23 protein-coding genes are annotated in these 25082 nt (G+C 71.0%); 9 read left to right on the forward strand and 14 right to left on the reverse strand.

The genetic code is table 11. The annotated features are described in order from the left end of the window. Positions 1 to 160: 160 nt before the first annotated feature. Positions 161 to 1057, forward strand: coding sequence for an aldose 1-epimerase family protein (locus AB3M82_RS06010; protein WP_412956282.1), 897 nt, complete (start codon positions 161 to 163; stop codon positions 1055 to 1057). Positions 1058 to 1059: 2 nt separating this feature from the next. Here the strand turns inward: AB3M82_RS06010 and AB3M82_RS06015 are convergent, their stop codons facing one another. The 4 genes from AB3M82_RS06015 to AB3M82_RS06030 all read right to left on the reverse strand — a co-directional run bounded on the left by AB3M82_RS06015 (position 1060) and on the right by AB3M82_RS06030 (position 5741). Then, positions 1060 to 4296, reverse strand: coding sequence for an efflux RND transporter permease subunit (locus tag AB3M82_RS06015; protein WP_412956284.1), 3237 nt, complete (start codon positions 4294 to 4296; stop codon positions 1060 to 1062). 21 nt (positions 4297 to 4317) lie between these two features. Continuing rightward, entirely contained in the window at positions 4318 to 4884 is a 567-nt protein-coding gene (locus tag AB3M82_RS06020; protein ID WP_412956285.1) for a TetR/AcrR family transcriptional regulator, read from the reverse strand. A 123-nt stretch (positions 4885 to 5007) separates the two neighbouring features. Beyond that, positions 5008 to 5367, reverse strand: coding sequence for a fluoride efflux transporter FluC (locus AB3M82_RS06025; RefSeq protein WP_412956286.1), 360 nt, complete (start codon positions 5365 to 5367; stop codon positions 5008 to 5010). Continuing rightward, positions 5364 to 5741 (reverse strand): fluoride efflux transporter FluC, encoded by a 378-nt coding sequence (locus AB3M82_RS06030; RefSeq protein ID WP_412956287.1) that lies wholly within the window; start codon positions 5739 to 5741, stop codon positions 5364 to 5366. Before AB3M82_RS06030 ends, AB3M82_RS06025 begins: the two co-directional genes overlap by 4 nt. An 85-nt stretch (positions 5742 to 5826) precedes the next feature. Between AB3M82_RS06030 and AB3M82_RS06035 the strand changes: the two genes are divergently transcribed. Beyond that, positions 5827 to 7353 carry an FAD-dependent oxidoreductase gene (locus AB3M82_RS06035; RefSeq protein WP_412956288.1) on the forward strand — a complete coding sequence of 509 codons (1527 nt, stop codon included), beginning with the start codon at positions 5827 to 5829 and terminating at the stop codon, positions 7351 to 7353. A gap of 215 nt (positions 7354 to 7568) precedes the next feature. Here AB3M82_RS06035 and AB3M82_RS06040 read toward each other — a convergent pair whose 3' ends face one another. The 3 genes from AB3M82_RS06040 to AB3M82_RS06050 form a co-directional block, all read right to left on the reverse strand. Then, positions 7569 to 8372 (reverse strand): nitroreductase family protein, encoded by an 804-nt coding sequence (locus tag AB3M82_RS06040; RefSeq protein ID WP_412956290.1) that lies wholly within the window; start codon positions 8370 to 8372, stop codon positions 7569 to 7571. A 4-nt stretch (positions 8373 to 8376) separates the two neighbouring features. Next, positions 8377 to 8754 carry a hypothetical protein gene (locus AB3M82_RS06045; RefSeq protein ID WP_412956291.1) on the reverse strand — a complete coding sequence of 126 codons (378 nt, stop codon included), beginning with the start codon at positions 8752 to 8754 and terminating at the stop codon, positions 8377 to 8379. Between the two features lie 134 nt (positions 8755 to 8888). Beyond that, positions 8889 to 9686: a MerR family transcriptional regulator gene (locus AB3M82_RS06050; protein WP_412956292.1), complete on the reverse strand. Its 798-nt coding sequence runs from the start codon at positions 9684 to 9686 to the stop codon at positions 8889 to 8891. 166 nt (positions 9687 to 9852) lie between these two features. On the opposite strand from AB3M82_RS06050, the gene AB3M82_RS06055 reads away from it, so the two are divergent. Both AB3M82_RS06055 and AB3M82_RS06060 read left to right on the forward strand, forming a co-directional pair. Then, complete coding sequence (locus AB3M82_RS06055) at positions 9853 to 10692, forward strand: DUF4097 family beta strand repeat-containing protein (RefSeq protein WP_412956294.1); 840 nt, start codon at positions 9853 to 9855, stop codon at positions 10690 to 10692. Then, positions 10689 to 11309, forward strand: a complete 621-nt coding sequence (locus tag AB3M82_RS06060; RefSeq protein ID WP_412956295.1) for a PadR family transcriptional regulator — start codon at positions 10689 to 10691, stop codon at positions 11307 to 11309. Before AB3M82_RS06055 ends, AB3M82_RS06060 begins: the two co-directional genes overlap by 4 nt. 117 nt (positions 11310 to 11426) lie before the next feature. On the opposite strand, the gene AB3M82_RS06065 is transcribed toward AB3M82_RS06060, so the two are convergent. Then, positions 11427 to 11978, reverse strand: a complete 552-nt coding sequence (locus tag AB3M82_RS06065; RefSeq protein ID WP_412956296.1) for a universal stress protein — start codon at positions 11976 to 11978, stop codon at positions 11427 to 11429. A gap of 148 nt (positions 11979 to 12126) precedes the next feature. On the opposite strand from AB3M82_RS06065, the gene AB3M82_RS06070 reads away from it, so the two are divergent. Continuing rightward, positions 12127 to 12312 carry a DUF3073 domain-containing protein gene (locus tag AB3M82_RS06070; protein WP_412956299.1) on the forward strand — a complete coding sequence of 62 codons (186 nt, stop codon included), beginning with the start codon at positions 12127 to 12129 and terminating at the stop codon, positions 12310 to 12312. Between the two features lie 101 nt (positions 12313 to 12413). On the opposite strand, the gene AB3M82_RS06075 is transcribed toward AB3M82_RS06070, so the two are convergent. The 4 genes from AB3M82_RS06075 to AB3M82_RS06090 form a co-directional block, all read right to left on the reverse strand. Further along, entirely contained in the window at positions 12414 to 13721 is a 1308-nt protein-coding gene (locus tag AB3M82_RS06075; protein WP_412956302.1) for an MFS transporter, read from the reverse strand. Between the two features lie 205 nt (positions 13722 to 13926). Further along, positions 13927 to 15399 (reverse strand): amidophosphoribosyltransferase, encoded by a 1473-nt coding sequence (gene purF / locus AB3M82_RS06080; RefSeq protein WP_412956304.1) that lies wholly within the window; start codon positions 15397 to 15399, stop codon positions 13927 to 13929. A gap of 6 nt (positions 15400 to 15405) precedes the next feature. Next, positions 15406 to 16521 (reverse strand): phosphoribosylformylglycinamidine cyclo-ligase, encoded by a 1116-nt coding sequence (gene purM, locus AB3M82_RS06085; protein WP_412956305.1) that lies wholly within the window; start codon positions 16519 to 16521, stop codon positions 15406 to 15408. 79 nt (positions 16522 to 16600) lie between these two features. Further along, a complete protein-coding gene (locus AB3M82_RS06090; protein WP_412956306.1) occupies positions 16601 to 16834 on the reverse strand; it encodes a hypothetical protein in 234 nt (77 codons plus the stop codon). A gap of 194 nt (positions 16835 to 17028) precedes the next feature. On the opposite strand from AB3M82_RS06090, the gene AB3M82_RS06095 reads away from it, so the two are divergent. Then, entirely contained in the window at positions 17029 to 17634 is a 606-nt protein-coding gene (locus AB3M82_RS06095) for a zinc-binding alcohol dehydrogenase (protein WP_412956307.1), read from the forward strand. A gap of 12 nt (positions 17635 to 17646) precedes the next feature. Here the strand turns inward: AB3M82_RS06095 and AB3M82_RS06100 are convergent, their stop codons facing one another. Together AB3M82_RS06100 and AB3M82_RS06105 are read right to left on the reverse strand one after the other, a co-directional pair. Further along, complete coding sequence (locus tag AB3M82_RS06100) at positions 17647 to 17961, reverse strand: potassium transporter Trk (protein ID WP_412956308.1); 315 nt, start codon at positions 17959 to 17961, stop codon at positions 17647 to 17649. Between the two features lie 143 nt (positions 17962 to 18104). After that, positions 18105 to 21968, reverse strand: coding sequence for an HtaA domain-containing protein (locus AB3M82_RS06105; RefSeq protein WP_412956310.1), 3864 nt, complete (start codon positions 21966 to 21968; stop codon positions 18105 to 18107). A 159-nt stretch (positions 21969 to 22127) separates the two neighbouring features. On the opposite strand from AB3M82_RS06105, the gene AB3M82_RS06110 reads away from it, so the two are divergent. The 3 genes from AB3M82_RS06110 to AB3M82_RS06120 are packed head-to-tail and all read left to right on the forward strand — an operon-like array spanning position 22128 to position 25071. Then, the gene (locus tag AB3M82_RS06110) at positions 22128 to 23231 is read left to right on the forward strand and encodes a heme/hemin ABC transporter substrate-binding protein (protein WP_412956312.1); all 1104 of its coding nucleotides are present in this window, start codon (positions 22128 to 22130) and stop codon (positions 23229 to 23231) included. Beyond that, complete coding sequence (locus AB3M82_RS06115; RefSeq protein ID WP_412956314.1) at positions 23228 to 24301, forward strand: FecCD family ABC transporter permease; 1074 nt, start codon at positions 23228 to 23230, stop codon at positions 24299 to 24301. Before AB3M82_RS06110 ends, AB3M82_RS06115 begins: the two co-directional genes overlap by 4 nt. Continuing rightward, on the forward strand, positions 24298 to 25071 hold the full coding sequence (locus tag AB3M82_RS06120; protein ID WP_412956316.1) for a heme ABC transporter ATP-binding protein: 774 nt from the start codon (positions 24298 to 24300) through the stop codon (positions 25069 to 25071). The genes AB3M82_RS06115 and AB3M82_RS06120 overlap by 4 nt, the downstream gene beginning before the upstream one ends. The last annotated feature ends 11 nt before the right edge of the window (positions 25072 to 25082 follow it).

The raw sequence follows: 25082 nt of genomic DNA on the forward strand, positions 1-25082 counted from the left end.
TCATGCAGATAAAACGTCCGCGCAGCGCGCGGCTGTCCGAAGCCGACCGTTCCAGTCTACGCGTCGCACCTGGGAGAACCCTCCCCCTCCCTCCCCCCGTCCCTCACCCTGCGGGGTGGGAGCCGGGGCGGGCGGGGGCGGGGGGTCTTACGATGGCGACGTGAGCTCCTTCTCCCCCACCGGCACGCAGGTCCACCTCCGCCGCGGCGGCGTCACGGCGCAGATCGCCCAGGTCGGCGCCTCGCTGCGCTCCCTGCGGGTCGGCGGCGTCGACCTCATCGCGCCGTATGCCGAGGACATCCCCACCCCGGGAGCATCGGGCATCGTGCTCGCGCCCTGGCCGAACCGCATCCGCGACGGCAAGTGGGACGACGCAGGCACGACCCGCCAGCTGTCGGTGAGCGAGCCGAAGTTCGGCAACGCGAGTCACGGCCTGCTCCGCTTCGCGTCGTACGAGATCGAGCAGACGGATGCCGTCGCCACACTGCGCGCGACGATCGTGCCCCAGACCGGCTACCCGTACCTGGTCGACACGGGGGTGACGTACACGCTCACCGATGACGGCATCGAGATCGGGCACACGCTGACCAACCGCACCCCGACTGCCGCTCCCGTCGCGCTCGGCGCGCACCCGTACCTTCTCATCGGCGGGGTCGACACGAGCGATCTGGTGCTGCGCGTCCCCGCCGCGACCCGGTTCGACACCGACGACCGCCAGCTGCCGGTCGGAACGCGTCCGGTCGATGCGGCCCTGCGCGAGGGCGTGCGTGTCGGCGACGTGCAGCTCGACACCGGCTTCGCCGACCTGTCGCGCGACGACGACGGCCGCGTGCGCCACTTCCTCACCGCCCCCGACGGCCGGCGCCTCACGCTCTGGCAGGGCGAGGGCTTCGACTACTCGCAGGTCTACACCGCGACCAACTATCCGGATCACGACCTGGTCGTCGCGATCGAGCCGATGACGGCGCCCGCCGACGCGTTCAACAGCGGCCTCGGCGTGCGCCGGCTCGCCCCCGGTGAGACCTGGTCGCTCACCTGGGGCATCGCCTTCGGCTGAGGTCAGCCGCGGTGGCGCAGCTCCCGCCGGGAGAGCCGGGGCGCCTGGGGCAGGGAGGATGCCGGGGAGCCCGGTGAGCCGTCCGACGCGCCCACCGCCACCGGATCCCCCGTCCGTCCGGCATCGCCGCCCGGCGCCGTCGGTCCCTCGGGGGCACCATCGCCGTACGGCGCGGCATCCGATCCGCCGCCCTTGCGCGCCTGACGCCGCTCCTTGGCCCCCTCGACGAGGTTGTAGAGCGTCGGCAGCACGATGAGCGTGAGGATCGTCGACGACACCAGACCGCCGATCACGACGATCGCGAGGGGCTGCGAGATGAACCCGCCGTGCCCCGTGATGCCGAGCGCCATCGGGGTGAGCGCGAAGATCGTCGCCAGGGCCGTCATGAGGATGGGGCGCAGACGCTTCTCTCCTCCGGCCCTCACCGCCTCGACGGTCGAGAGCCCCTTCTCGCGGTACTGGTTCACGAGGTCGACGAGCACGATCGCGTTCGTGACCACGATGCCGATGAGCATCAGCACGCCGATGAGCGATGCGACGCCGAGCGGCACGCCGGTCACGACCTGCAGCAGGATGGCGCCGGTCGCCGCGAACGGCACCGACACGAGCAGCAGCAGCGGCTGGCGCAGCGACTTGAAGGTGGCCACCATGACGACGTAGACGATGAGGATGGCGGCGAGCATGGCCAGGCCGAGCTGCGAGAAGGAGTCCGCCTGCTGCGAGGCGACACCGCCGACCTCGGCCGAGGCGCCCGCGGGCAGGTCGACCGCGGCGAGCGCGGCGGTGACGGATGCCGTCGCCACGGCGAGGTCGTCGGATGCCGGGGGCACGGTGACCGTGGCCGTGCGGCGGCCCTGCTCGGTGGTGATCGACGTGGGGCCGTTGCGCTCCTCGACGGTCGCGATGTCGCTGAGGGGCACCACGCCGCGGGCACTCGGGATGCTGAGCGCGCGCAGGGCGTCGACCGAGGTCGGCGGCTCGGGCGACACGAGGTACACCGTGAGGGCGGTGTCGTCGATCTCGACGGTGCCGAGCTGCTGGGGCCGCATCGTGTTCGACACGATCGCACCGACGGCGACCTCGGAGAGACCCGCCTGCGCGGCCTTCTCGCGGTCGACGACCACGGCGATGTAGGGCAGCGCCTCGGCGAGGTTGTCGGTGACCTGCCCCACGCCCTCGCGGCCGTCGAGCTCCTCGACGAGCGCGGAGGTCGCCTCGGCGAGGTCGTCGGCGTTCGATGCCGACACGGTCACCTCGATGTCGCTCGATCCGAATCCGGCCGAAGACGCGACCGAGACGTCGCCGACGTCGCTGAGGTCGTCGATCGCGCTCTGCACCTCGGCGCGCAGCTTCTCCTGGTCGACGCTCTCGTCGGTCAGCACCGAGTAGGTGACCCCGGCGGAGCCCCCGGAGAAGGCGTCGCGGAGCGAGGAGCCGCTCGACCCGATGGAGGCCTGCACGTGCTCGATGCCGTCGATGCCGAGGAGCGCGTCCTCCACCGTCAGGGCGGCGTCCGACTTCGCCTCGAGGCTGGCCGTGGGGCCGAGATCCTGCGTGACGGTCATCGTGTTCTGGCCGGAGTCGCCGAGGAAGTTGACCTTCATGAGCGGTGCGGCCGCGAGCGTGCCGCCGAGCACCACGACCGCCAGGATCACGGTGATCCCCGAGTGCTTGAGCGTCCAGCCCAGGATCGGCCGGTATCCGCGCTGCAGGCGCGTGGGCGGGGCGTCGGGGTGCTCGGGGTCGATGGCGGTGCCGTTCTCGTCGCGCAGCGGCTTGCCCGGCCGCAGGAACCAGTAGGCGAGCACCGGCACGATCGTGAGCGACACGAGCAGCGAGGCGACCATCGCGATCGTCACCGTCACCGCGAAGGGCCGGAAGAGCTCCCCGACCATGTCGCCGACGAAGACGATCGGCAGGAACACGGCGACCGTCGTGATCGTCGAGGCCGTGACCGCCATCGCCACCTCGCGCACGGCGAGGCGGATCGCGTCGCCCTTGTCGGCATCCCCGACGTAGTGCCTCTTGATGTTCTCGATCACGACGATCGAGTCGTCGACGACGCGTCCGATGGCGATGGTCAGCGCGCCGAGCGTCAGGATGTTGAGCGAGTACCCGAAGGCCTGCAGCCCGATGAACGTGATGAGCACGGATGTCGGGATCGAGATGGCCGTCACGAGCGTCGACCGGATCGACAGCAGGAACACCAGGATCACGAGCACCGCGAAGACGAGCCCGAGCAGGCCCTCGGTCGCAAGCGTCTCGATGGACTGCTCGATGAACGGCGCCTGATCGAAGATGATCGTGAAGGTCGCGTCGGGGAACGCCTCGCCGATCTCATCGAGCGCGGCGATCACGCCCTGCGACACCTCGACCGTGTTGGCGGCGGGGAGCTTCGTGATCGAGATCGAGATCGCGTCCTCGCCGTCGACGCGGGAGATCGAGGTGATGGGGTCGGACTCCTGCGCCACGGTCGCGACCTCGCCGATCGTGAGCGCCGTGCCGACGAGGGGCAGGGCGGCGATCTCGTCGACCGAGCCGATCTTCGCGCCGGTCTGCACGGTCAGCGTCTCGCCGTTCTCGGTGATGTCCCCGCCGGGGAACAGCGTGCCGTTCTGCTCGAGCGCGTCACCGATCGCCTGGGTGCTCTGTCCCGCGGCGGCGAGCGCGGCGACGTCGGGCGTGATGGTGATGCGCTGCCCGACCCCGCCGACGATCTCGGCGGCGTTGACGCCGTCGACGTCCTCCAGCTCCGGGATCGCGACGTTCTCGAGCTCCGCCTGCGCGTTGTCGGCGTCGTCGAAGCCCGAGACGGCGACCTGGATCACCGGCAGGTCGTTGATCGAGATCGCCAGCACCTGCGGGGAGAGGTCTTCGGGCAGGGTGGAGGAGATGCGGTTGATCGCCTGCTGGATCTTCTGCTCGGCGGTGGCGAGGTTGGTGCCGTACGAGAACATCGCCTGCACGATCGACGCGTTGGTCGTGCTCGTGGCCGTCGTCGACTCGAGGTCGGGCACGCCCTGGATGGCGGCCTCGATCGGAGTCGAGACGTCGTTCTCGACGACCTCGGGCGAGGCTCCCGGGTAGGTGGTCATGACGACGAGCGCCGGCAGCTCGAGCGACGGGATCAGCTCCTGCTTGAGGTTCGTCAGCGCGAGACCGCCGAACACCGCGGCGACGATCGTGACGAGGGCGATGAGCGCGCGGTTCTTCAGGCTCAGGACGGCGAGTTTCGACAAGGCTGTTCCTCGGTTGGATGACTATGCGGATGCTGCGGTGCGGGGGGTGAGGATCCCGGTCAGACCGTCTCGGATGAGGCGTTCGTCGAGGGGTTCGTCGCTGATCTGCGCGTGCCAGACTATGCCGTCGATGAAGACGGCTGCTGCCCGGGCCCGATCCAGACCGTGAACGGGGGCGATGAATCCGACGACTTCGTCCGACCACCGTCGTGCGAGGTCACGGACGCGCGGGTCGTGGACGGCGGCGGTCACGACGGCGCGGTCGGTCTCGAGCGCGTGGGCATCGGCGAGGCTGGCGTGGATCAGCCGGGCCAGCGCCTCGGGTGTGACCCCCGCCGCCTCGACCTCGATGCGCGTGGCCTCGACGCGCTGCTCAATCTCGTGCACGAGCTCCTGCAGGGCGGCGTCGCGCAGGTCGTCGAGGGTGTCGAAGTACTGGGTCGTGGCACCGAGCGGCACCTCGGCCCGCGCGGCGACCTTGCGGTGCGTGAGGGCATCGACGCCGCTCTCGACGATGAGCTCGGCGGCGGCCCGGATGATCTCCCGACGGCGCGCCTCGGGATCGCGGCGGCGTCGCATCTCGCTCATCGGATCTCCCCAGGACGTGTCTACATGTACATTTGTACATTTTCGCGATGGGAGGATGCTGGGAGCCGGGTTCTCGGCACGATGGGTTCCTGAGCGAGGAGCGCAGCGACGAGACGAAGGGCGTCAGAGAGCGGCGCCGAGCGCCAGGCCCAACCCCGCGGCCAGGAGTCCCAACAGCAGCATCCCGACCGCATGGAGGGCGGATGCCCGCCGCCCGCCGTTCCTCCACAGCGTCACGGAGTCGAGCATCGCGGTGCTGAACGTCGTGTATCCGCCGAGCAGACCCGCGCCGATCAGCACCAGGGCATCGGGGAGCGCCGTGGTCACGAGACCGAGCGCGAACGACCCCGAGACGTTCACGACCACGATGCCCCACGGGAACCGCGTGCCCGCGGCCCGGGCCACCGCCCGATCGACGACGTACCGGAGCACGGCACCCGCACCGCCCGAGAGCGCCGCGGCGACGAAGAGCAGCGGGCTCACGCGGACACCTCGCCCGTGCGCGGCCGTCCGAGACGCAGCCCCAGGGCCGCGGCCGTCAGACCCAGCGCGAGCGACCCCGCGGCGAACGCGAATGCCAGGAGCGGCGCATCCGTCCAGAGCTCCAGCGTTCCCGTCATGAACGAGCTGTACGTCGTGAAGCCCCCGAGCACCCCGGTGCCGATGAGCAGCCGCACCTCGCTCGATGCGGGCAGACGTGCGGCCAGCACGCCGATCAGGAGCGCTCCGACGACGTTGGCGATGAGGATGGCGAGCGGCACGCCGCCCGGCTCGGGCACCACCAGTCCGAGTCCCAGGCGCGCTGCGGTGCCGATCGTCCCACCCGCGAGCACGAGGAGCAGGCGGCGGAGGGTCACGCCGCCACTCTAACCCCGCCGTGCCAGGGCGCCGGGCGGATGTCAAGGCGTTGGCGGAGCGCCCGCCGCGGCGTTGACTGTCGCTATGCAGCCACTGTGGAAGACCGATCCGCCCGCGCCCCTCGGCTCCCCCTTCGAACCCGAGGGTCGGTACGACGTCGCCATCATCGGCGCCGGGATCACCGGGCTCTCGACCGCCGTGATGCTCACGCGGGCGGGCCTCGACGTGGTCGTGCTCGAAGCGGGCGAGATCGCGCAGCTCGCCACCGGAGCGAACACGGGCAAGGTGTCGCTCCTGCAGGGGCAGCGCCTGGCCGAGATCCGCGCGCACCACCCCGCTTCCCTCGTGCGCGCCTACGTCGACTCGAACCGAGACGGGAGGGACTGGCTGACGGCGTTCGCCGATGGCGCCGGCGTCTCGTACACACGGCGCACCGACCACTCCTACGCGCAGGACGCCGACGGCATCGAGACCGTGCTGGCGCAGCACGCCGCCGCGCAGGAGGCAGGGCTTCCGACGCGGATGCTGACCGCCGCCGAGCTGTCCACCCCGTTCCCGGCCGTCGCCGCCGTCGCCCTGGAGGACCAGGTCATGATCGACCCGGTGCAGGTCGCCGAGGCCCTGGCCCGCGAGCTCGTCTCCTCGGGGGCGACGCTGCACACCGGCATCCGCGCCACCGGCGTCCGCGTGCTCCCCGAGCCCCGCGTGCTGACCGCGGCGGGACCGGTGTTCGCCGAGCAGATCGTGCTCGCGACCGGCAGCGCGATCCTCGACCGCGGTCTCTACTTCTCGAAGACCCGCGGCATGCGGTCGTACTGCGTCTCGTTCCGGGTGCCGGGGGAGATGCCGACCGAGACGTTCCTGTCGGTCGACAGTCCGTCCCGGTCGATCCGGCCGGTGTCCGAAGCCGACGGCCCCGGACAGGCGGCGCAGCTGATCGTCGGCGGCAACGGGCACCCGGTCGGCCGTTCCGACAGCGAGAAGGCGGCGATCGACGACCTCGTGGAGTGGACGCGGCAGCACTTCCCGGGCGCCGAGGAGACGCACCGCTGGTCGGCGCAGGACTACGAGTCCCACAACCTCATCCCGTTCGTCGGGGCGATGCCGCGCGGTCTCGGCCGCATCCGCTTCGCGACCGGCTACGGCAAGTGGGGCCTCTCGAATGCGCCCGCCGCCGCACTGCGCCTCACCGCCGAGATCCTCGGCACTCCGCGGAAGGAGCGTCCGGACTGGATGACCACGATCGGCACGCGACTCACCGTCCCCGCCGACATCGCGCGGGGCGCGAGCGAGAGCGGCAAGGTCGCGGCGGCTGCGGTCGGAGGGTGGACGGATGCCGAGAAGCGCTCCGTTCCCGTGCCGCGTCCGGCCGAGGGTGAGGGGATCGTCGCCAACCGCGCGGGGCTGCCGGTCGGCGTCTCGACGGTCGGCGGGGTCACGCGTGCCGTCGACGCGGTGTGCACGCACCTCGGCGGCGTCCTGAGCTGGAACGACGCGGAGTGCACGTGGGACTGCCCGCTGCACGCGTCGCGCTTCGCCCCCGACGGCACGCGCATCGAGGGTCCCGCGCTGAAGGACCTCACGGAGCTCCCCCGCACCGGTCGTCGCTGACGGACCGGGTCACGTACCCCCCGCGATGGGACAAGAACCCCGCGCGAGGGGTCAAGACACGCCGCATCGGGTGCCGCGGACAGGGCGTGTCTTAACTCCTCGCGGTCCGAGGGGCGAGCCGCCCGGAAACGTGGCGTGAGGGGTCAAGAAACGCCGCATCGGATGCTGGCGACACGGCGTGTCTTGACTCCTCGCGGTGCCGGGCGAGGGGCCCGTCAGGCGCCGAGCGGGGCGTCCCACCCCTGCTGCGGCGTCTCGCACGTCTCGCGGAAGACGTACTGCGAGGCGAGCTTGCGCTGACTGCTCGACCAGTCGATCGCGGGGCGCCGCTGCTCGGGCGGCAGGTAGCCGAGCCGGTAGACGGCCATCAGCTCGAGGTCGTCGGGCACGTGCAGCAGGCGCACGATCTCGTCCCAGCGACCCGGGACCTCCATGGGGAACGAGATGAACTGGATGCCCATGCCGAGCTCGACCGTCGTGAGCCACACGTTCTCCATGGCGGCGCCCATGCTGAACACCGAGTAGAACGACGACAGCTGCCCCGGCCGGTACTCGCTGCGATCCAGCATGACGCCCAGCAGCAGGGGCGACCCGGCGACGAGCTTGCGGTTCTCGTCGCCCAGGGTCTTGGGCACGCCGAACGTGTTCATGAGCTTCTGCCCGCGCTTGGTGAACACCTGGCTCGTGAAGGGCCGCAGCGCGGCGGGCAGCTTGTCGAACAGCATCCCGCTGCGCTTCTCGTCCATCTCGGCCTGGCTGAAGCGGAAGTACGGCTTGTACCGCTCGAAGAACGTGCCGTTCGACATCGCCTCGGTCATGCTCTCGCCCGAGATGCGCGCGATCTCGTCGATCGTGTCGCGGCTCTCGATCACGACGAAGCGCCACGGCTGGCTGTTCAGCTGCGATGGCGCACGCCCGGCGGCTTCGAGCAGGATGCGCTGGTGCTCCTCGGTGACGGGGTCGAGGAGGAATCCGCCGTTCGTGGTCTTGCGGCGGCGGATGGCGTCGAGGAGCTCCATGCGGTCACTTTCGGTCGGTTCGGCGCGAGCGGACGAGGCCCGCGATGACGAACGGGGCGGCTGTCAGGGCGACGAGCGGATGCCGGATGCTGCGGCTGCCCAGGTACGGGATCGCGGCGAGCGGCGCGGCGGCGGGCAGGAGCGCGAGAGCGGCACGGCGACTGACCCGTCGCGGACGCCCCCACAGCGCGGAGCTGAGCGCGGCCGCGGTCGTGGCGCAGGTCGCGATGTAGAGGGCGTGGTGGAGCCAGCGGAAGTTCCGCGTGTCGACGAGTCTCGTGGCGACAGCCGTGCCGAGCACGCAATTCGCGCCGTAGGCGACGGTCGCGGCGACGAAGAGCGGCGCCGCACTCGTGCGCCGACGCCTGCTCCCCCACATCATGTCCCGACTTTACGCCCACCCCCCTCTCGCCGAGCCACCCCCTTGCGCACGAAACACCCCTTTGAGTACGGGATCCACGGGGGTGGTTCGCACACAAAGGGGTGGTTCGGCGTCGGGCTAGACGGGACGCGACGCTAGAGGTTCGCTTCTGCATAGACGCGGAGCGCGTCGCGGACGAACTGCGCGCCGTGCGTGCCGCCGGACGAAGTCGCGTAGTTCGCGCCGAAGCGCGTGTCGGCGACGTACATCTCGCCGAGCCCGAGCACGTACCCCTTCACGTCGCCGTCCGGAGCGGATGCCGGCGTGCCGGGGACGCCCGTGAGCCACGCGACGTGGCGACGGGCGAGCGCCTGCGCCGCATCGGATGCCGGGTCGACACCGCTCTCGGCGGCGGCGATCCAGTCGCGCCCGAGGTCGGACACGCGCTGCTGCCACTCGGAGCGCTCGGCATCCGTCATCCCGCGCCACCAGCGGTCGCTGTCGGCGTAGGCGCGGCGTCCCCAGCGCTCCTCGACCTCGTCCTTGTACTGCGTGTGGTCGAAGCCGTCGAACATGTTCTCTGCCATGAGTTCTTCACCTCCTCTCAAAGCCGTGATGGTGGACTCGACCGCCGCGATCTGCCGCGCCAGCCGGTTCTGCTCCTCGCGCAGGAGCGCGAGGTGGGTCTCGAGCGCGACGGCCTCCCCGTCTGCCGGCCCGGAGCCGGACGACGCCGCGAGCACCTCGGCGATCTGCGGCAGCCCGAGCCCGAGTTCGCGCAGCAGCAGGATGCGCTGCAGGCGCACGAGCGCGTGCTCGTCGTAGTGCCGGTAGCCGTTGTGCGCGACGCGGGTGGGCGCGAGGAGCCCGATGTCGTCGTAGTGCCGCAGCGTGCGGCTGGTGGTGCCGGCGAGCCGCGCGACCTCCTGGATCGACCAATCCCGATCGTCCATCTCTCCTCCTTCGATCTCGTTGCGTCCACGATAGAAGTTGACGCAACGTCAAGGTCAACCCTGCTTTTGCCCCCGGATTCGAGAAGAGCTCTTGACGAGTCGCGATATATCGTGTTCTATAGCGTCAACACGATATATCTCGATCCTCGAACTCAGGAGAACAGACATGACCGAGAAGTGGCTCATCGCCCCCGGTGAGGAACGCGTGATCGACATCGAGAACGCGACCCGCCTCAAGATCGGACTCGTCGGCGGGCAGGTCGACGTCATCGCCCACGACGAACCCACCATCCGCGTGGAGGTGCACGGTGTGACCGTGAAAGACCTCCGCATCGAGTCGCACGGAGGCGAGGTCGAGATCGACCACCCGCAGCTGGGATGGGACAACTTCCTCGAGGTGTTCCGCAACTTCGGCTCCGGCGGCCCGCGCGCCGAGGTGAGCGTGGCCGTCCCCCGCTCCATCTCCCTCAACCTGGGCGTCGTGAGCGCCGGCGCCCTGGTGTCCGGCATCCGCAACGATGCCCGCCTCAGCACGGTCTCCGGCGACCTGATCGTCGACACCCTGATCGGCGACCTCACCGTGAACTCGGTGTCGGGCGACGTGCAGATCCGCGGACTCACCGGATCGCTCAACGCCAACAGCGTCTCGGGCGACGTGGCCGTCACCGGCGCGGTGCGCAAGGCGACGGTCGACATCGTCTCGGGCTCGACCACGGTCGACGCCGCGGGCGACGTGAACACCATCACGGTCAACTCCGTCTCGGGCGGCACGACGGTACGACTCGACGAGTCGCTCGCCGCCAACTACGTGATCCGCTCGCTCAGCGGACGCCTGCTCATCGACGGCGTGGAGCGCAGCTCCTCCGGCCCCAGCAACTACACCGGTACCAAGGGCGAGCTCGCGGGGCGCTTCGTCGACCTGCGCGTGAACTCCGTCTCGGGCGGTGTCACGGTGCTCCGCCGCACGCCCGCCTCGATCGCCGACGACGCGGAGTGGGAAGCATGAGCCCCGCGGTTTTCTCCCACGGCGATCTGCGCCTGTACCTCCTGTCGCTCCTCTCCGAGGCGCCCCAGCACGGGTACGGCATCATCCAGGCGCTCACCGACCGCACCGGCGGCACCTACACGCCCAGCGCCGGCACCATCTACCCGCGCCTCGCGAAGCTCGAAGAGGAGGGGCTCGTCACCAAGACCGTCGACGGACGCACCACCATCTACGCGATCACCGACGCCGGACGCGCCGAGCTCGCCGCGCGGGAGCACGACCTGGCCGGCATCGAGTCGGGTCTCGCCGACTCGGTGCGCCTGATCGCCAACGAGGTGCGTCAGAGCGTGCAGGACGCGATGAAGAGCCTGCGTGCCGACCTCGCCGCCGCCGCACACGAGGAGCAGGCGTCGGCGAGGAGCCAGAGCCGCGCCGCGAGCGGTGACGCCCGGGTCTCCAGCCGTGAGGAGCTGCACCGGGCGGATGCCGTGATCAACGCGTTCCGTGCCCGGGTCCGCACCGACCTGCGCACGCACGTGGCGAAGGGCGGCGTGCTTCCGGCATCCGTCGTCTCGCAGCTGGAGGACGCCCTCGATGCCGCGGCTCGCGCGGTCACCGTCGGGATCGCCGACTCCTGACCCGGCTCCCGTCGCACGCCCCGCCCCACCCAGCCGCTCCGGTCGCGCGAACGGTCGGTCTGAGCACTCAGACCGACCCTTCGTGCGACGGGAACGGCAGCCGCCGCCGGGCCAGAGCTACTCCGCCGACTCGGGCCAGATCTCCTTCTGCGAGTCGGGCACGGGCTCGCCCTGCGGCACGACGAGCACCGAGCGGTGCTGACGGTGCGCGAGGCGGGCGGCCACCGACCCGGTGAAGAACTCTCGGACGGACTCGCCGAAGCCCCGCTTCCGCGTGCCGACCACGATCAGCTGGGCGTCGAGCTTGTTCGCGAGCTGCTTGATCGCGAGAGCGGGATCACCCACGAGCTGCCGCGCCGTCCAGGTGACGTCGGTGAGATCGAGCACCTTCGCCGCCGCCTCCTGCACCGCCTCGAACTCGGCGGCGCCGGCGTCGAAGTTGATGTCGATCGGCGCGGAGTGCACATAGCCGTCCGGGTCCTCGTAGGTGACGAATCGCGTCACGTCGACGTGGACGACGACCAGCGGCACACGGAGGAGTTGTGCGAACCGCACGGCCTCGTCGAGCACGTGCCGGCCCTGATTCGGCTGGAGGCCGACGATCACGGCCTTCTGCAGCGCCGCATTCTGTGCGGCCTCGTCGGACGGAGTGGAGGTGCTGTCGGTCATGAGGATCGCTCCCTTCACCAGCCTGGCGTCAGCCAGAGGGTTCTACCCGCGTGCTATTCTGAATGCTACTCTTACCGGCTTCGGACCGGTGTCGTGAATGCCTCGGGCCTGCGTAGCCCGCAGCTTAACTCGTGAGGGGGTCTCGCGCATGGGCCGTGGCCGTCAGAAGGCGAAGCACACAAAGATCGCCCGCGAACTCAAGGCGTACAGTCCTTCGGTGAACTACTCCGCGCTCGAGCGCGAGTTGGCGCACCCGAACGACGAAGACGCCTACGTCGACAAGTGGGCAGATGAGTATGCCGACGAAGACGAGGACGAACTAGAGAAGGCCTGACCGCCCTCCCGTTCGACTTCTCCCCCGCGTGACCCGCGGGGGTTTCGTCGTACCCGGGAACGCGACGCGGTTGCCGCCGTGCGCAGCGCGGCTCCTCGCGCTCACCAGCGACCGTGCCGTGCCTCCCATTCGTCTTCGATCGTGCGGCGCCGACCCGCGACGAGACCGGCGGGGATCGAGACGACGAGCACGCCGATGATGACCACGAGCGGCACCTGCCAGCCGCCCGTCGTGTCGTGCAGCAGACCGACGAGCAGCGGGAAGACCGCCGCGATCGCGTAGCCGATGCTCTGCACGAATCCGCTCAGCGCGACCGCGCTCTCGGGCGTGCGGGCGCGGATGCTGAGCAGCACCAGGCTCAGCGGGAACAGGATCGCGGTCAGCCCGTAGACCACGACCCAGAGGGCGGGCGCCGCGGTGGGCGCCAGCAGGAGGCCCAGCAGGCCGACGATCCCCGCGGCGACGGCGACGAGGAACAGGGGGCGCGTGGCCTGGAAGCGCACGATGAGGATGGGGACCACCATGCCGCAGGGCAGACCCGCCAGCGCGAACAGCGACAGCAGGAACCCGGCGGTCGCGGGCGTCACGTCCCCGACGTCGATCAGCAGGGCCGGCAGCCAGGCGAACGCGACGTAGGCCATGGTCGACGACGTGCCGAACACGGCCGCGAGCGCCCAGGGCAGCGGCATCCGCCAGAGCCGCCCGAACACGCGCCGATCGGCGGGGGCGGTCGCGATGGATCCGGTGGCGACCGCCACGGCATCCGTCACATCGTCGATCCCGTCGGTCGGGTCGGGAGGAGGGGTGTCGGAGGCGGATGCCGTCGGCGCGAGCGACCGTTCCCGCAGCAGCAGGGTGATCCACGGCAGCAGGGCGAGCACGGCGAAGACACCCCACAGGCCCAGCGAGAGGCGCCAGCCGAGCGAGTCGGCGATCGGCACCGCGACGAGCGGAGGCACGAACGTCGAGATCGCCATCATGGTCGAGTACAGCGTCATCATGACGCCGAGGCGGTCGGCGAAGTACTTCTTCACCAGCGGTGGCAGCAGCACGTTGCCGGCCCCCACGCCCGCGAAGACCACGACGGTCGCGGCGAGCAGCGTGAGCGAGTCGTTGGCGAGCCCGCGCAGGAGCAGGCCGAGAGACATCACGGTGAGCGCCCCGATGGCGACCCGCTCGAGGCCGAAGCGGCGCTCGATCAGCGGGGTGGCCAGCCCGAACACCGCGAAGCAGACCGGCGGGGCCGCCCCGATGAGTCCGACGACGACCGACGAGACCGCGAAGTCGCGCGTGATGTGGTCGAGCACGGGCGACAGCGACGCGACGGCCGAGCGCAGCGAGAACGCGACCAGCACGATCCCGATCAGTGCGAGAGCCCGCCCCTGCCAGAGCGGCCGGGGAGCATTCATGCGCAGCATCCGATCAGGCGGGGCCGGGTGTCCTTCGTCTCGACGCTGCGCTCCTCGCTCAGGAACCGGACGGAACACGCTCGGCGGAGCGAGACCCCTCGGTTCCTGAGCGCGCGGAGCGAGATCCCCCGGTTCCTGAGCGAGCGGAGCGAGATCCCCCGGTTCCTGAGCGAGAGGAGCGAGACGAAGGGCCGGGCCTCGCCCGTCACGACGTCTGCGAGCCCTCGACCCAGGCGAGGTACTCGTCGGTCACGGTTCCGGTGACGTAACGCCCGTCGAAGCAGCTCATGTCGAGGTCTTCGACGACCGAGCCCTCGATGATCGCGGCCTTGAGGTCGTCGACCTCCTGGTACACCAGGTGGTCGCAGCCGAGCTCCTCCGCGATCTGCGGGATCGTGCGTCCGTGCGCGATGAGCTCCTGACGGGAGGGCATGTTGATGCCGTAGACGTGCGGATGCCGCACCGGAGGCGCCGCCGACGCGAAGGTCACCGAGGTCGCCCCGGCATCCCGCGCCATCTGGATGATCTGCTTCGACGTCGTGCCGCGCACGATCGAGTCGTCGATCAGCAGCACGTTCTTGCCCTGGAACTCGGTCGACATGGCGTTGAGCTTCTGGCGCACGCTCTTCTTGCGCACCGCCTGCCCCGGCATGATGAAGGTACGGCCGACGTAGCGGTTCTTGTAGAAGCCCTCGCGGTACTCGATGCCGAGCTTGCGCGCGACCTCCATGGCGGCCGGACGGGCCGAGTCGGGGATGGGCATGACGACGTCGATCTTGTCCATCGGCACGTGCTTCGCGATCGTGTCGGCGAGGCGCTCGCCCATCCGCAGTCGCGACTCGTAGACCGAGATGCCGTTCATGACCGAGTCGGGACGCGCGAGGTACACGTACTCGAAGGCGCAGGGCAGCAGCTGGGCGTCGGCGGCGCACTGCTTGGTGTGCAGCTCGCCCTCGGTGGTGATGAAGACGGCCTCGCCCGGCTCGACCTCGCGCACGACCTCGTAGTCGCCGTTCTCGAGCACCAGCGACTCGCTCGCCACGACCCACTCGTCCTTGCCCTCGGCGCCCGGGACGGTGGAGGGGCGGCGGCCCAGGATCAGCGGGCGGATGCCGAACGGGTCGCGGAACGCGAGCAGGCCGTACCCCGCGATCACGGCGATGACGGCGTAGGCGCCCTCGATGCGCTCGTGGGTGCGCGCCACGGCCTCGAAGACCCGCTCGGGGTCGAGGTCGACGGTCGACGTGGTGGCCTGCAGCTCGCCGGCGAGGACGTTGAGCAGCAGCTCGGTGTCGCTCGACGAGTTCAGGTGACGGCGGTCGCGCTGGGCCATGTCGGCGGTCAGCTCGCGCGTGTTCGTGAGGTTGCCGTTGTGGATGAGGATGATGCCGTACGGCGCGTTCACGTAGAACGGCTGCATCTCCTCCTCGCTGGACGCCGTGCCCTTGGTGGCGTAGCGGACGTGACCGAGCCCGACGTTGCCCAGCAGAGCGCGCATGTCGCGGGTGCGGAACGCCTCGCGCACCATGCCCTGCGCCTTCGCGTTGTGCATGACGCCGTTCGACTCCGCCGTGGCGATGCCGGTCGCGTCCTGACCGCGGTGCTGCAGCAGGAGGAGAGCGTCGTAGATGTCCTGATTGACCGGGGCCGTCCCGACCATTCCGACGATGCCGCACATGTGGTTTTACTTCGCTCCGTCCGCGTACGCGCCCACCAGGCGCACCGCTCCGCCGTCGACGCCCTTGGCGCCCTGTTCGAACTCTCCCGCCGGGCGGTCGCCGAAGCGCACCGACCCGACCTGCCATGCGGGCATGCCTTCTGCCGTGAGGGCCGCGATCGCGGCATCCTTCGCGCTGTCGGAGACGACGGCGAGGAATCCGATGCCGAGGTTCCAGGTGCCCTCCGCCGATTCGAGCGACGACCCCGCGATGTCGCTCAGCACGCGGAACACGGGGCTCGGCGACCAGGTGCTGCGGTCGACCTCGGCCCAGCTGCCCTGCGGGAGCACGCGCGCGAGGTTGGCCGCAATGCCGCCGCCGGTCACGTGGCTCAGCGCGTGGACCGCACCCGGGATGGCGTCGATGAGGCGCAGCAGCGGCAGCGTGTAGAGCCGCGTCGGCTCGAGGAGCGCCTCGCCCCAGGTGGTGCCGAGGTCGGCGGACGTGTCGGCGTAGGCGATGCCGGCGCCGGTGATGATGTGCCGGACCAGGGAGTACCCGTTGGAGTGCAGGCCGCTCGAGGCGATCGCGAGCACGGCGTCGCCGTCGGTCACGCGCTCCGCGCCCAGGATCGCATCGGCCTCGACCGCGCCCGTCGCCGCGCCGGCGATGTCGTAGTCGCGCGGGCCGAGCAACCCGGGGTGCTCGGCCGTCTCGCCGCCGACCAGCGCCGTGCCGGTGGCCGCGCACGCGGCGGCGATGCCGCGCACGATGTCGGCGATGCGCTCGGGGACAACCTTGCCGCAGGCGATGTAGTCGGTCATGAACAGCGGCTTGGCGCCCACGACGACGATGTCGTCGACGACCATCCCGACCAGGTCCTGCCCGATCGTGTCGTGCTTGTCGATGGCCTGCGCGATCGCGACCTTCGTGCCGACGCCGTCGGTGCTCGTCGCGAGCAGCGGCCGTCGGAAGTCGCGCAGCGCACTGGCGTCGAAGAGTCCGGCGAATCCGCCGACGCCTCCGAGCACTTCCGGCCCGTGCGTCGCGCGCACGGATGCCTTCATCAGTTCGACGGCGAGGTCGCCGGCAGCGGTATCGACGCCGGCTTCGGAATAGGGATCGGTGGGGGAGGCAGCCACCCCTCCAGCCTACCGTCCGCCGGGCGCGTCGGAGCGCGTCGAGCCGACGGCCCGTCCGGCCGCGCAGAGGTCCCGACGCTCAGCGCCGCCCGTCCTCCCGCACGTCGTCGGCAGCGTCGTCGTCATCGTCCGACGGCGTGGTGTCTCCTCCGGCATCCGCGGCGTCCCCGTGCCGGGCGTCGCCCTCACCGCTCACACCCCACGGAGCGGTCCCGGTGTCCATCCCGCTCATCCCGTGGGGCGCCTCGCGGACGCCGTCGTCGATGGGCGTCGCGCCGGTGCTCGGCGGCTCGTTCTCGCGATTGTGGGACATGGTCTTCCTCTCGACGGGGTCGGCGGACCGTCCGCTTCCTGCAGGTCTACTCGCCAAATCCCGCTGCGTCGCGCGGGTTGACGAGGAGCGCGGCAGGAGTTAGCGTCCCCGGGCCGCTCGAGTGTCGCGACCGATCGACGCCGGCCGCCGAGATCGGAGGCCTGGGAGTTCCGCCACAGCCCTACGATGGGGCCATGGCCGACAAGCCGCAGTGGCTCATCCGCGAAGACGCGAGCGTTCCGGTGCTCGTCGCGCTCGCGTTGCGCCAGGCGCTCGGCATCCGCTCCCCCGAAGAACTGCCGAGCCTGCGCGACCTGCCGGTGCGGGCTCCGGATGCGGCCGACGCGACCCCCGCGCTCGAGTCGCAGTGGCGCCTGTTCTGGGACATGACGGTCGAGCCCCGCGCGCACACGTCGGGCGTACCCCTCGAGCTGGTGGAGGGCTTCGACACGCTCGTGGCGCTGCCCGCGTCCGGCGCGGCCGAGCTCGCCGACGCGATCGTGCCGCACGCGGCATCCGTGCTCCCATACGCGCGGGCGGCCCACGACCGCTACGTGAAGTCGATGAAGAGCCACACGGGCGGCGACGCGTATCGCGCCTACGCGAGCGCGATCGCGGAGTTCGAGCGGGACATCGGCCGCCGCGCGCACTCGTTCGAGCTCAACGTGCAGGTGCTGCCGTTCTCGCAGCGGGGCATCTGGTGGATCGGCGACCTCACGGTCGCGGTCACCGACGGGCTGCGGCGCGACGTGGTCGCGTTCGACTCGGCGATCCGCCCCGTGATCGCGGAGCTCGCCTGAGACGCGCTCGCGTCAGTCGGACTCGACGATGGTCTCGCGCTCGACGCGCACCACGCGGTCGCGACGGCGGCCCGCCCGTTCGAGGATCAGAGCGACGACCCCGCCGAGGGCGAGTCCGATCGGCACCGTCCACAGCAGCAGGAACCCGAACACCTGGCCCGGGGGGTAGACGACGTCGAGCGCCTGCGACTCCTCGAAGCTGCCGGTGAAGGTGAGGACGGCGGCGGCGATGATGCCGAGGACCACGCCGATCCCCATGAACACGCCGTAGCGCGGCACGTGCCGCACGGTCGCTTCGACGGTACGCGGGGTCTCGGAGGAGGACATGTCTCCATTGTCCCACCGTTCCCTCTGAGCGGGGTCCTTCGTCTCGCTCCGCTCGCTCAGGAACCGGGGGCCCGGGCCGGTTCCTGAGCGAGGAGCGACGCGACGAGACGAAGGACGCTCAGGAACCGCTGGCCCCCGGGCGGTCAGACCTCGGTCGTCGTGACAGACGACTCGGCCGTCGAGCGGCTGCGGCGCCCGATGAGCACCCCGCCGGTTCCGACCAGTGCCACGACGACGAGTCCGCCGACGATCCAGACCCACACGGGCACGCCCTGCTCGTCGGCGGCCTCGGTCTCGGCGCTGACCGCGGTGGTCGTCACGGCCTCCGCGTCGTCCTCCTCGACCGGCGCGGCGGTGCCGCACTCCTCGCCGACGGGAATGACGGCGCTCACCGGATCGAGCTCCTCGCCCGCCCCGTACGTGCCGAAGGACGCAGCCCCCGCGTCGGTCAGCGTCGCGGGCAGCGCGTCGAGGGTGAGGATGCCGTCGACCGCGGCCGTGTCGCCGAGGGAGAACTCCGCGAAGCGGACGTCCTTCTGGTCGATGGCCTCGCCGGTCTGGGTCGTCCCGGTGACGTCGACCACGATGTACCCCGTGTCGCCTGCGAGCTCGATGCGGAAGTTCCCGAGCGTCGTGTCCAGCGCTCCCTCATGGCCGGTGAACTGGATGCTGCCGCCGTAGGTCGCCAGCCCGGCACCCGTCTCGTCGTCGAACGAGCCGGAGCCGTTCTCCCACACGAAGTCGGGGTACTGGTAGGCGACGTCCGTGAGCGTCCATCCGCCCTTCGCGATGCCCTCGATGTAGGTGCGGAAGGATTCCTTGAAGCCCCACTGCAGCGTCGCGCCCTCGATCGTGCACTGCCCGATCGCGACCGTCTCCCGGGCGAGGGTGAAGGCGAGTCCGCGGCTGACCGAGCCCTGCAGGGTGAGGGTGTGGTCGCCGTTCTCGAGGGTGGCCGGCAGCGTGCCGGTCCAGCTCGCGACACCGCGGGCGTCGGCGTCGACCGTGCCGAGCAGGACGGGCGTCGAGTACACGACGACCTGGATGTCCTTCTCGCCGGGCTGGAAGCCGGACGCCGTGATGGTGGCCGACTTTCCGGACTGCAGCGCCGCGAGGTCGTCGTCGCCGATCTCGATGCCCGTGGTCGCCGGCGGGGTGGTCGGGATCGTCGTCTTCTTCTTCACCATGGCCGCCGCGACCGTGCCGGTCGTGCCGGTCGGCGCCGCTGCGGCCGAGCCGACCGTGAACGTCACCGGGTCGAGCACCGTGGTGAAGCCTCCGAGCACCTGGTCGCGGCCCGCTGAGGTGAGAGAGGCCGGGACGCCCGAGAAGGTGACGGCGCCGTTGGCGGTCGTCTTCGCCGCGCTCGACAGGTCGAGCGTCGCGAACGGCACCTGGCCGCCGCCACTGGTGACGAAGAGCGTCGCCGCGCCGGCCGAGGTGATGCGGATCTGCGGGTTCGCGATGGTGACGTCGAGCGCCCCGCCGTGGCCTGTGAAGCGGATCGCGCCGACGTAGGAGACGGTGCCGAGCCCGGTGGACGGATCGAACGTGCTCCCCGTCGCCTGGCCGAACTGGAACTGGCCGTCGGCTCGGGTGGTGCCGCCGCTGACCTGGATCGCGCCGTGCGCGATGTCGCCGGTGATGTACCGCACGAACGAGGAGGACACGCCCCAGCGCAGGGATCCGCCAGGGACGGTCGCGGCGGGAGCGGTCGGCGTGACCGGGGGCTGCGGCGTCTCCGGCGGCTGCGGCGCCTGCTCGTCGAGCAGCGCCTTCCACTGGTCGTCGGAGATCGCGACCGTGCTGCGCGCGTAGATCGTCGACGCACCCGGCATGGTGTGCTGCTGCCACACGATGACCTCGTATGCCTTCGTGCGGTCGAGCGCCTTCGCCTCCGCCGTCAGGTCGACGGTGAACCCGCCGCCGGTGACCGGCCGCACGTACTGCATGGCGAGGAAGCCGTCGCCGGCCGTGACGTCGGCCTCCGTGCCCTTCTCGATCAGGGCGATGTAGGCGCCGGGGACGGCGCCGAGCTTCGACGCCGAGGCCGTGACCGTGAGGCCCTCGGCCGCGGTCGCCGCTGCCACCGTGGTGGAGAGGAACGGCTTCTCGCCGTAGTTGAGCGCGACGCTCTGCTCCTGGTCGGCGTTCACGACCCCGCCGGCCCCGTAGGTGAAGACGCCGTACGACCCGGGGGTCTTCTCGGCATCCTTCAGGGTGAGCGTCGCCTGGAAGGTGCCGTCGTCGGCGATGTCGACCCACTGCGCGCGGATCGCGTCCTGGTAGGCGGCGGGGACCTGGTCGAGCACGTCCTCGGCGAGCGCCCAGACCTGCGAGGCGACCGACCGCGCGGTGCCGGCAGCACCGGCCGACGGCTTCCAGTTCTCGGCGAAGTTGCCGAACACGACGTACGTTCCCTGAGGGAGGTCCTTGGGGATCGGGACGCCTCGGCCGCCGACGTTCGCGGTCGGGTCGTATCCCGTGCCCTTCACGACGACGGTGTCGCCGGCCTTGAGCGCCGTGCCGGCTGCCGGAGTCGTGCCGTCGGCGAGGAACACGGAGATCGCCGGCTTGGCCGGTGCGAACACGGCATCCCAGTCGGTCGCTGTGAGGGTGAGGGGCGCGCGTCCGAGGATGGTGGCCGCGGTCGGCATCGTGTGCTGCTGCCAGACGAGCACCTCGTACGTCTTCGTGCGGTCGAGCTCGGCCTTCGGCGCCTCGAGGGCGACGGTGAAGGCGCCGTTGGCGACGCCGCGCACGTACTGCATGGCCACGTAGCCGCCGCCTGTGGTGACGTCGCCCTCGGTGCCCGTCTCGATGATCGCGGCGTAGACGCCGGTCGCCGTGCCGAAGCCGGTGCCGGTGACGTTCGCGGTGACGCCCGTGCTGGCGGTGACCGCGGGCGTGACCGCGACCTTCGGCGCCGGGGAGTAGGTCAGGGCGACGCTGCGCTCCTGGTCGGCGTTGACGGTGCCGCCGGCGGCGTAGGTGTAGACGCCGTAGGAGCCGGGGGCGGATGCCGTGTCCTTGAGCGTCAGGGTGGCGGTGAACGTGCCGTCGTCGGCGATCGGGACCCACTGGCTGCGGATCGCGCCCTGGAAGTTCGCGGGGACCTTGTTCAGCACGGTCTCGGCCAGCGCCCAGAGCTGCGAGCCCACGACGCGCGCCGTTCCCGCTGCGCCCTCGGAGGGCTTCCACGTCGAGGCGAAGTTGCCGAAGACCACGTAGGTGCCCTGGGGAAGCGTGTTGGGGATGGGCTGACCGCGTCCGCCCACGTTGGCCTCCGGGTCGTACCCGGTGCCCTTCACGACGACCTTGTCGCCGGCCTTGAGCGGCTTGCCCTCGGCGGAGGTCGCTCCATCGGCGAGGAACACCGAGAGCGACGCCTGGACCGGGGTCTCCGGCTCGGTCGGGGTCTCGGGCTCGGTCGGGGTCTCGGGCTCGGTCGGGGTCTCCGGCTCGGTCGGGGTCTCCGGCTCGGTCGGGGTCTCCGGCTCGGTCGGCGTCTCGGGCTCCGTGGGCGTCTCGGGCTCCGGCGGGAAGACGGCGTCCCACTGCGCGGCGCTGATCGCGATGTCCGCGCGACCGTAGATGTTCTGCGGACCCGGGATCGTGTGCTTCTCCCACACGAGGACCTCGTACTGCGTGGTGCGAGCCAGATCAGCGGCGGCCGGCGAGAGGTCCACCGTGAATCCGCCGTCCGTGAGGGAGCGCACGAACTCCATCGCCAGGAAGCCGCCTCCCGGCGTCACGCTCCCCTCCTTCCCCTTCTCGATGACCGCGGCATACGCACCATCGGCCGTGGCCGGAAGTCCGGAGGCCGTGACCTTCACGGTGAGGCCCGTCGTCGTCGCCGACGTGACGGTCGGCGTGACGGTCGCGCCGGCGGCGAGCGCGGGCTGTGCGACCGTGAGCCCGGCGACGACCAGGAAGAGGGAGATGAGGGCGGCGATCCCCGCGCGCAGGCGGGTACTCGCAGGCGATGTGCTGGCGGTGGCGTTCACGGTTTCTCTCCGGACCCCGGGGGTGCGTGAGGACGCACGCCGGCGGTGCCTCAATGCGATCGGGCGAAAGGATTAGGTTAGGCTGCACTAAGCAACCACCTGAGTCCGAGCGTAGGGGTCTTCCTCGGATCGCGTCAAGTCTTAGGATAGGCTTGCCTTATGCGTCGTGTTCTCGCCGTCTTCCTCGCCGCCGCACTCGCCGCAGGCCTGGCCGGGTGCGCTCAGCCGACCGCCGACGCCGCCACGCAGCCGGGCGCGGACGACTGCCCCTCGGCATCCGCCCCGCTGGCGTCGCTCGACCTCGTCGACGACGTCCGCACCGTCGAGGGCCCGTCGACGGCCTGCCTGTCGAGCCATGCGATCGAGCCGGTCGAGGACGACACCTCCCCGGCGATGCCGGTCACGGTCGTCGACAGCGAGGACCGCGAGGTGACGATCGCCTCGGTCGACCGCATCCTCCCCATCGACATCTCCGGCACGATCGCGTCGACCGTGTTCGCCCTGGGACTGGGCGACCAGGTCGTCGGACGCGACGCCTCGACGCAGTTCGACGGAACCGAGGACCTTCCGGTCGTGACGAAGACCGGGCACACCCTCAACGCCGAGGCGATCCTCGAGCTCGCGCCCACCGTCATCCTCACCGACACGACCATCGGGCCCAAGGAGGTGCGCCAGCAGCTGCGCGACGCCGGCATCGCGGTCGTCGTGATCTCGAGCGACCGACGACTCGACACCACCGACGAGCTCGTCACCGAGATCGCCACCGCCCTCGGCGTACCCTCGCGAGGCGAGGCGCTGAACGAGCGGCTCGACACGCAGCTCGACGAGGCGCTGACGGAGATCGCCGAGGTCGTGCCCGCCGACGTAAGCGACCGGGCGCGGATGCTGTTCCTCTACGTGCGCGGCAGCGCCAACGTGTACTACATCTTCGGCGAGGACTCCGGCGCCGACTCCCTCATCGACGCGGTGGGCGGCGTCGACGTCGCGGAGGAGATCGGCTGGGAGGGCATGAAGCCCATGACGGCCGAGGCGCTCGTCGCCGCGAAGCCCGACGTGCTCGTGATGATGACCGACGGCCTCGAGTCGGTCGGCGGGATCGACGGGCTCATCGAGCGCATCCCCGCCGTCGCCGAGACGCCGGCCGGCGCCAACCGCCGGGTGATCGACATGGCCGACAGCGAGATCCTGAGCTTCGGCCCGCGCTCGGCCGACGTCATCAGCGCCCTCGCCCGCGCCCTGTACGCGCCCGAGCCCGCGAAATGACCTCGGAGGTCGTCACCCCGACGCCGACCACGCGCCGGGGGCTGCGCTTCGCGCTCGTCGTCGTCGGACTCCTGATCGCCCTCGCGATCACCTGCGTCGCGTCGATCACGAGCGGCCAGTACGACCTCTCCCCCACCGACCTCCTCGGCGTGCTGCTGCACGGCATCGGCATCGACACGGCCTGGGCGCCCGCCGACGCGACGGACTACGGCGTGATCAACAACCTGCGGATGCCGCGACTGGTGCTCGGACTGCTGGTGGGCGCTGCGCTCGCGGTGTCGGGCGTGCTCATGCAGGCGATCTTCGGCAACCCGCTGGCGGATGCCGGCGTCGTCGGCGTCTCGTCGGGAGCCGCGCTCGGCGCCGCCGCCAGCATCACCCTGGGACTCGCGTCGTTCGGGATGTGGACGACGCCGGCCTTCGCGTTCCTCGGCGGACTCGTCGCGGTGTTCTCGGTGTACTTCATCAGCCGCTCGGGCGGTCGCACCGAGGTCGTCACCCTGCTCCTCACCGGCATCGCGATCAACGCGATCGCCGGGGCGGGCATGGCGTTCCTCACCTTCATCGGCACGACCTCGACCCGCGAGCAGATCGTGTTCTGGCAGCTGGGGTCGCTCAACGGCGCCCTGTGGTCGAACGTCGCCCTCGTCGCCCCGCTCGTGGCCGTCGGCATCGTCGCCGGACTGATCGTGGCGCCCCAGCTCGACCTCTTCGCCCTCGGGGAGCGCACCGCCCGGCATCTGGGCCTCAACGTCGAACTGCTGCGCGTCGGGGTGATCGTGACCGTGGCGCTGCTGGTGTGCGCCGCCGTCGCCTTCGCCGGGATCATCGGGTTCGCCGGACTCGTCGTCCCTCACCTCATGCGCATGATCATCGGTCCGGCGCACCTGCCGCTCGTCATCGCCTCGGCGCTCGGCGGAGCGCTCCTCATCGCCCTCGCCGACCTCGTCGCCCGCACCGCGGTGCCCCTCGCCGACCTGCCGATCGGGATGATCACCTCGCTCGTCGGCGGCCCGTTCTTCCTGTGGCTGCTCGTGCGGACTCGGCGCCGGGCCGGGGGCTGGGCATGACCGTGCGGCTCCGCGGCACCGGTCTCACGGTGCGCGTCGGCGAGGGGCGCGCGATCCTCGACGAGGCCTCCATCGACGTCCGCGCCGGCGAGGTCCATGCCCTGGTCGGTCCGAACGGCGCCGGCAAGTCGACCCTGTTCGGCGTGCTCGCGGGCGACGTCGTACCGCAGGCGGGAACGGTCGAGCTCGACGGGGCGCCGGTCACCGGCATCCGCTCGCGCACCCTCGCCCAGCAGCGCGCCGTGCTGCTACAGGAGAACACCGTCACGTTCCCGTTCACCGCGGAGCAGGTCGTGCGCATGGGACGAGCCCCCTGGGCGCGCACCGCGGCCGCCGACGACGACGATGCCGTGGTCGCCGAGGCCATGGCATCGACCGAGGTGGTGCCGCTCGGCGGGCGCGCCGTGACGTCGCTCTCGGGCGGCGAGCGCGCACGGGTGGCCCTCGCCCGCGTGCTCGCTCAGCGCACCGGCATCCTGCTGCTCGACGAGCCGACCGCGGCCCTCGACCTGAAGCACCACGAAGACGTCATGCGGCTCATCCGGGCCCAGGCCGCAGCGGGGGTCGCGGTCGCCATCGTGCTGCACGACCTCAACGCCGCCCTCGCCCACGCCGACCGCGCGACGCTGCTGTCGAACGGACGCGTCGTCGCCTCGGGACCGCCCGCCGAGGTGCTGACGGCCGAGCGGATCGAGGAGGTCTACGGCCAGCCCGTCGACGTGTTCCCGCATCCGGTCACGGGCGTGCCGCTCGTGGTCGCCCGGCGCTGACGCCGGGACCA

Origin of the sequence: Microbacterium californiense, from assembly GCF_047246625.1 — a bacterium.
Classification (GTDB): Bacteria; Actinomycetota; Actinomycetes; order Actinomycetales; family Microbacteriaceae; genus Microbacterium.

Coding starts and splice junctions, on each gene's coding strand:
- AB3M82_RS06020 (WP_412956285.1), bottom strand. CDS start 4,884: ATGAGCGAGATGCGACGCCGCCGCGATCCCGAGGCGCGCCGTCGGGAG.
- AB3M82_RS06035 (WP_412956288.1), top strand. CDS start 5,827: ATGCAGCCACTGTGGAAGACCGATCCGCCCGCGCCCCTCGGCTCCCCC.
- AB3M82_RS06040 (WP_412956290.1), bottom strand. CDS start 8,372: ATGGAGCTCCTCGACGCCATCCGCCGCCGCAAGACCACGAACGGCGGA.
- AB3M82_RS06045 (WP_412956291.1), bottom strand. CDS start 8,754: ATGATGTGGGGGAGCAGGCGTCGGCGCACGAGTGCGGCGCCGCTCTTC.
- AB3M82_RS06050 (WP_412956292.1), bottom strand. CDS start 9,686: ATGGACGATCGGGATTGGTCGATCCAGGAGGTCGCGCGGCTCGCCGGC.
- AB3M82_RS06055 (WP_412956294.1), top strand. CDS start 9,853: ATGACCGAGAAGTGGCTCATCGCCCCCGGTGAGGAACGCGTGATCGAC.
- AB3M82_RS06060 (WP_412956295.1), top strand. CDS start 10,689: ATGAGCCCCGCGGTTTTCTCCCACGGCGATCTGCGCCTGTACCTCCTG.
- AB3M82_RS06065 (WP_412956296.1), bottom strand. CDS start 11,978: ATGACCGACAGCACCTCCACTCCGTCCGACGAGGCCGCACAGAATGCG.
- AB3M82_RS06070 (WP_412956299.1), top strand. CDS start 12,127: ATGGGCCGTGGCCGTCAGAAGGCGAAGCACACAAAGATCGCCCGCGAA.
- AB3M82_RS06075 (WP_412956302.1), bottom strand. CDS start 13,721: ATGAATGCTCCCCGGCCGCTCTGGCAGGGGCGGGCTCTCGCACTGATC.
- purF (WP_412956304.1), bottom strand. CDS start 15,399: ATGTGCGGCATCGTCGGAATGGTCGGGACGGCCCCGGTCAATCAGGAC.
- AB3M82_RS06090 (WP_412956306.1), bottom strand. CDS start 16,834: ATGTCCCACAATCGCGAGAACGAGCCGCCGAGCACCGGCGCGACGCCC.
- AB3M82_RS06095 (WP_412956307.1), top strand. CDS start 17,029: ATGGCCGACAAGCCGCAGTGGCTCATCCGCGAAGACGCGAGCGTTCCG.
- AB3M82_RS06100 (WP_412956308.1), bottom strand. CDS start 17,961: ATGTCCTCCTCCGAGACCCCGCGTACCGTCGAAGCGACCGTGCGGCAC.
- AB3M82_RS06110 (WP_412956312.1), top strand. CDS start 22,128: ATGCGTCGTGTTCTCGCCGTCTTCCTCGCCGCCGCACTCGCCGCAGGC.
- AB3M82_RS06115 (WP_412956314.1), top strand. CDS start 23,228: ATGACCTCGGAGGTCGTCACCCCGACGCCGACCACGCGCCGGGGGCTG.
- AB3M82_RS06120 (WP_412956316.1), top strand. CDS start 24,298: ATGACCGTGCGGCTCCGCGGCACCGGTCTCACGGTGCGCGTCGGCGAG.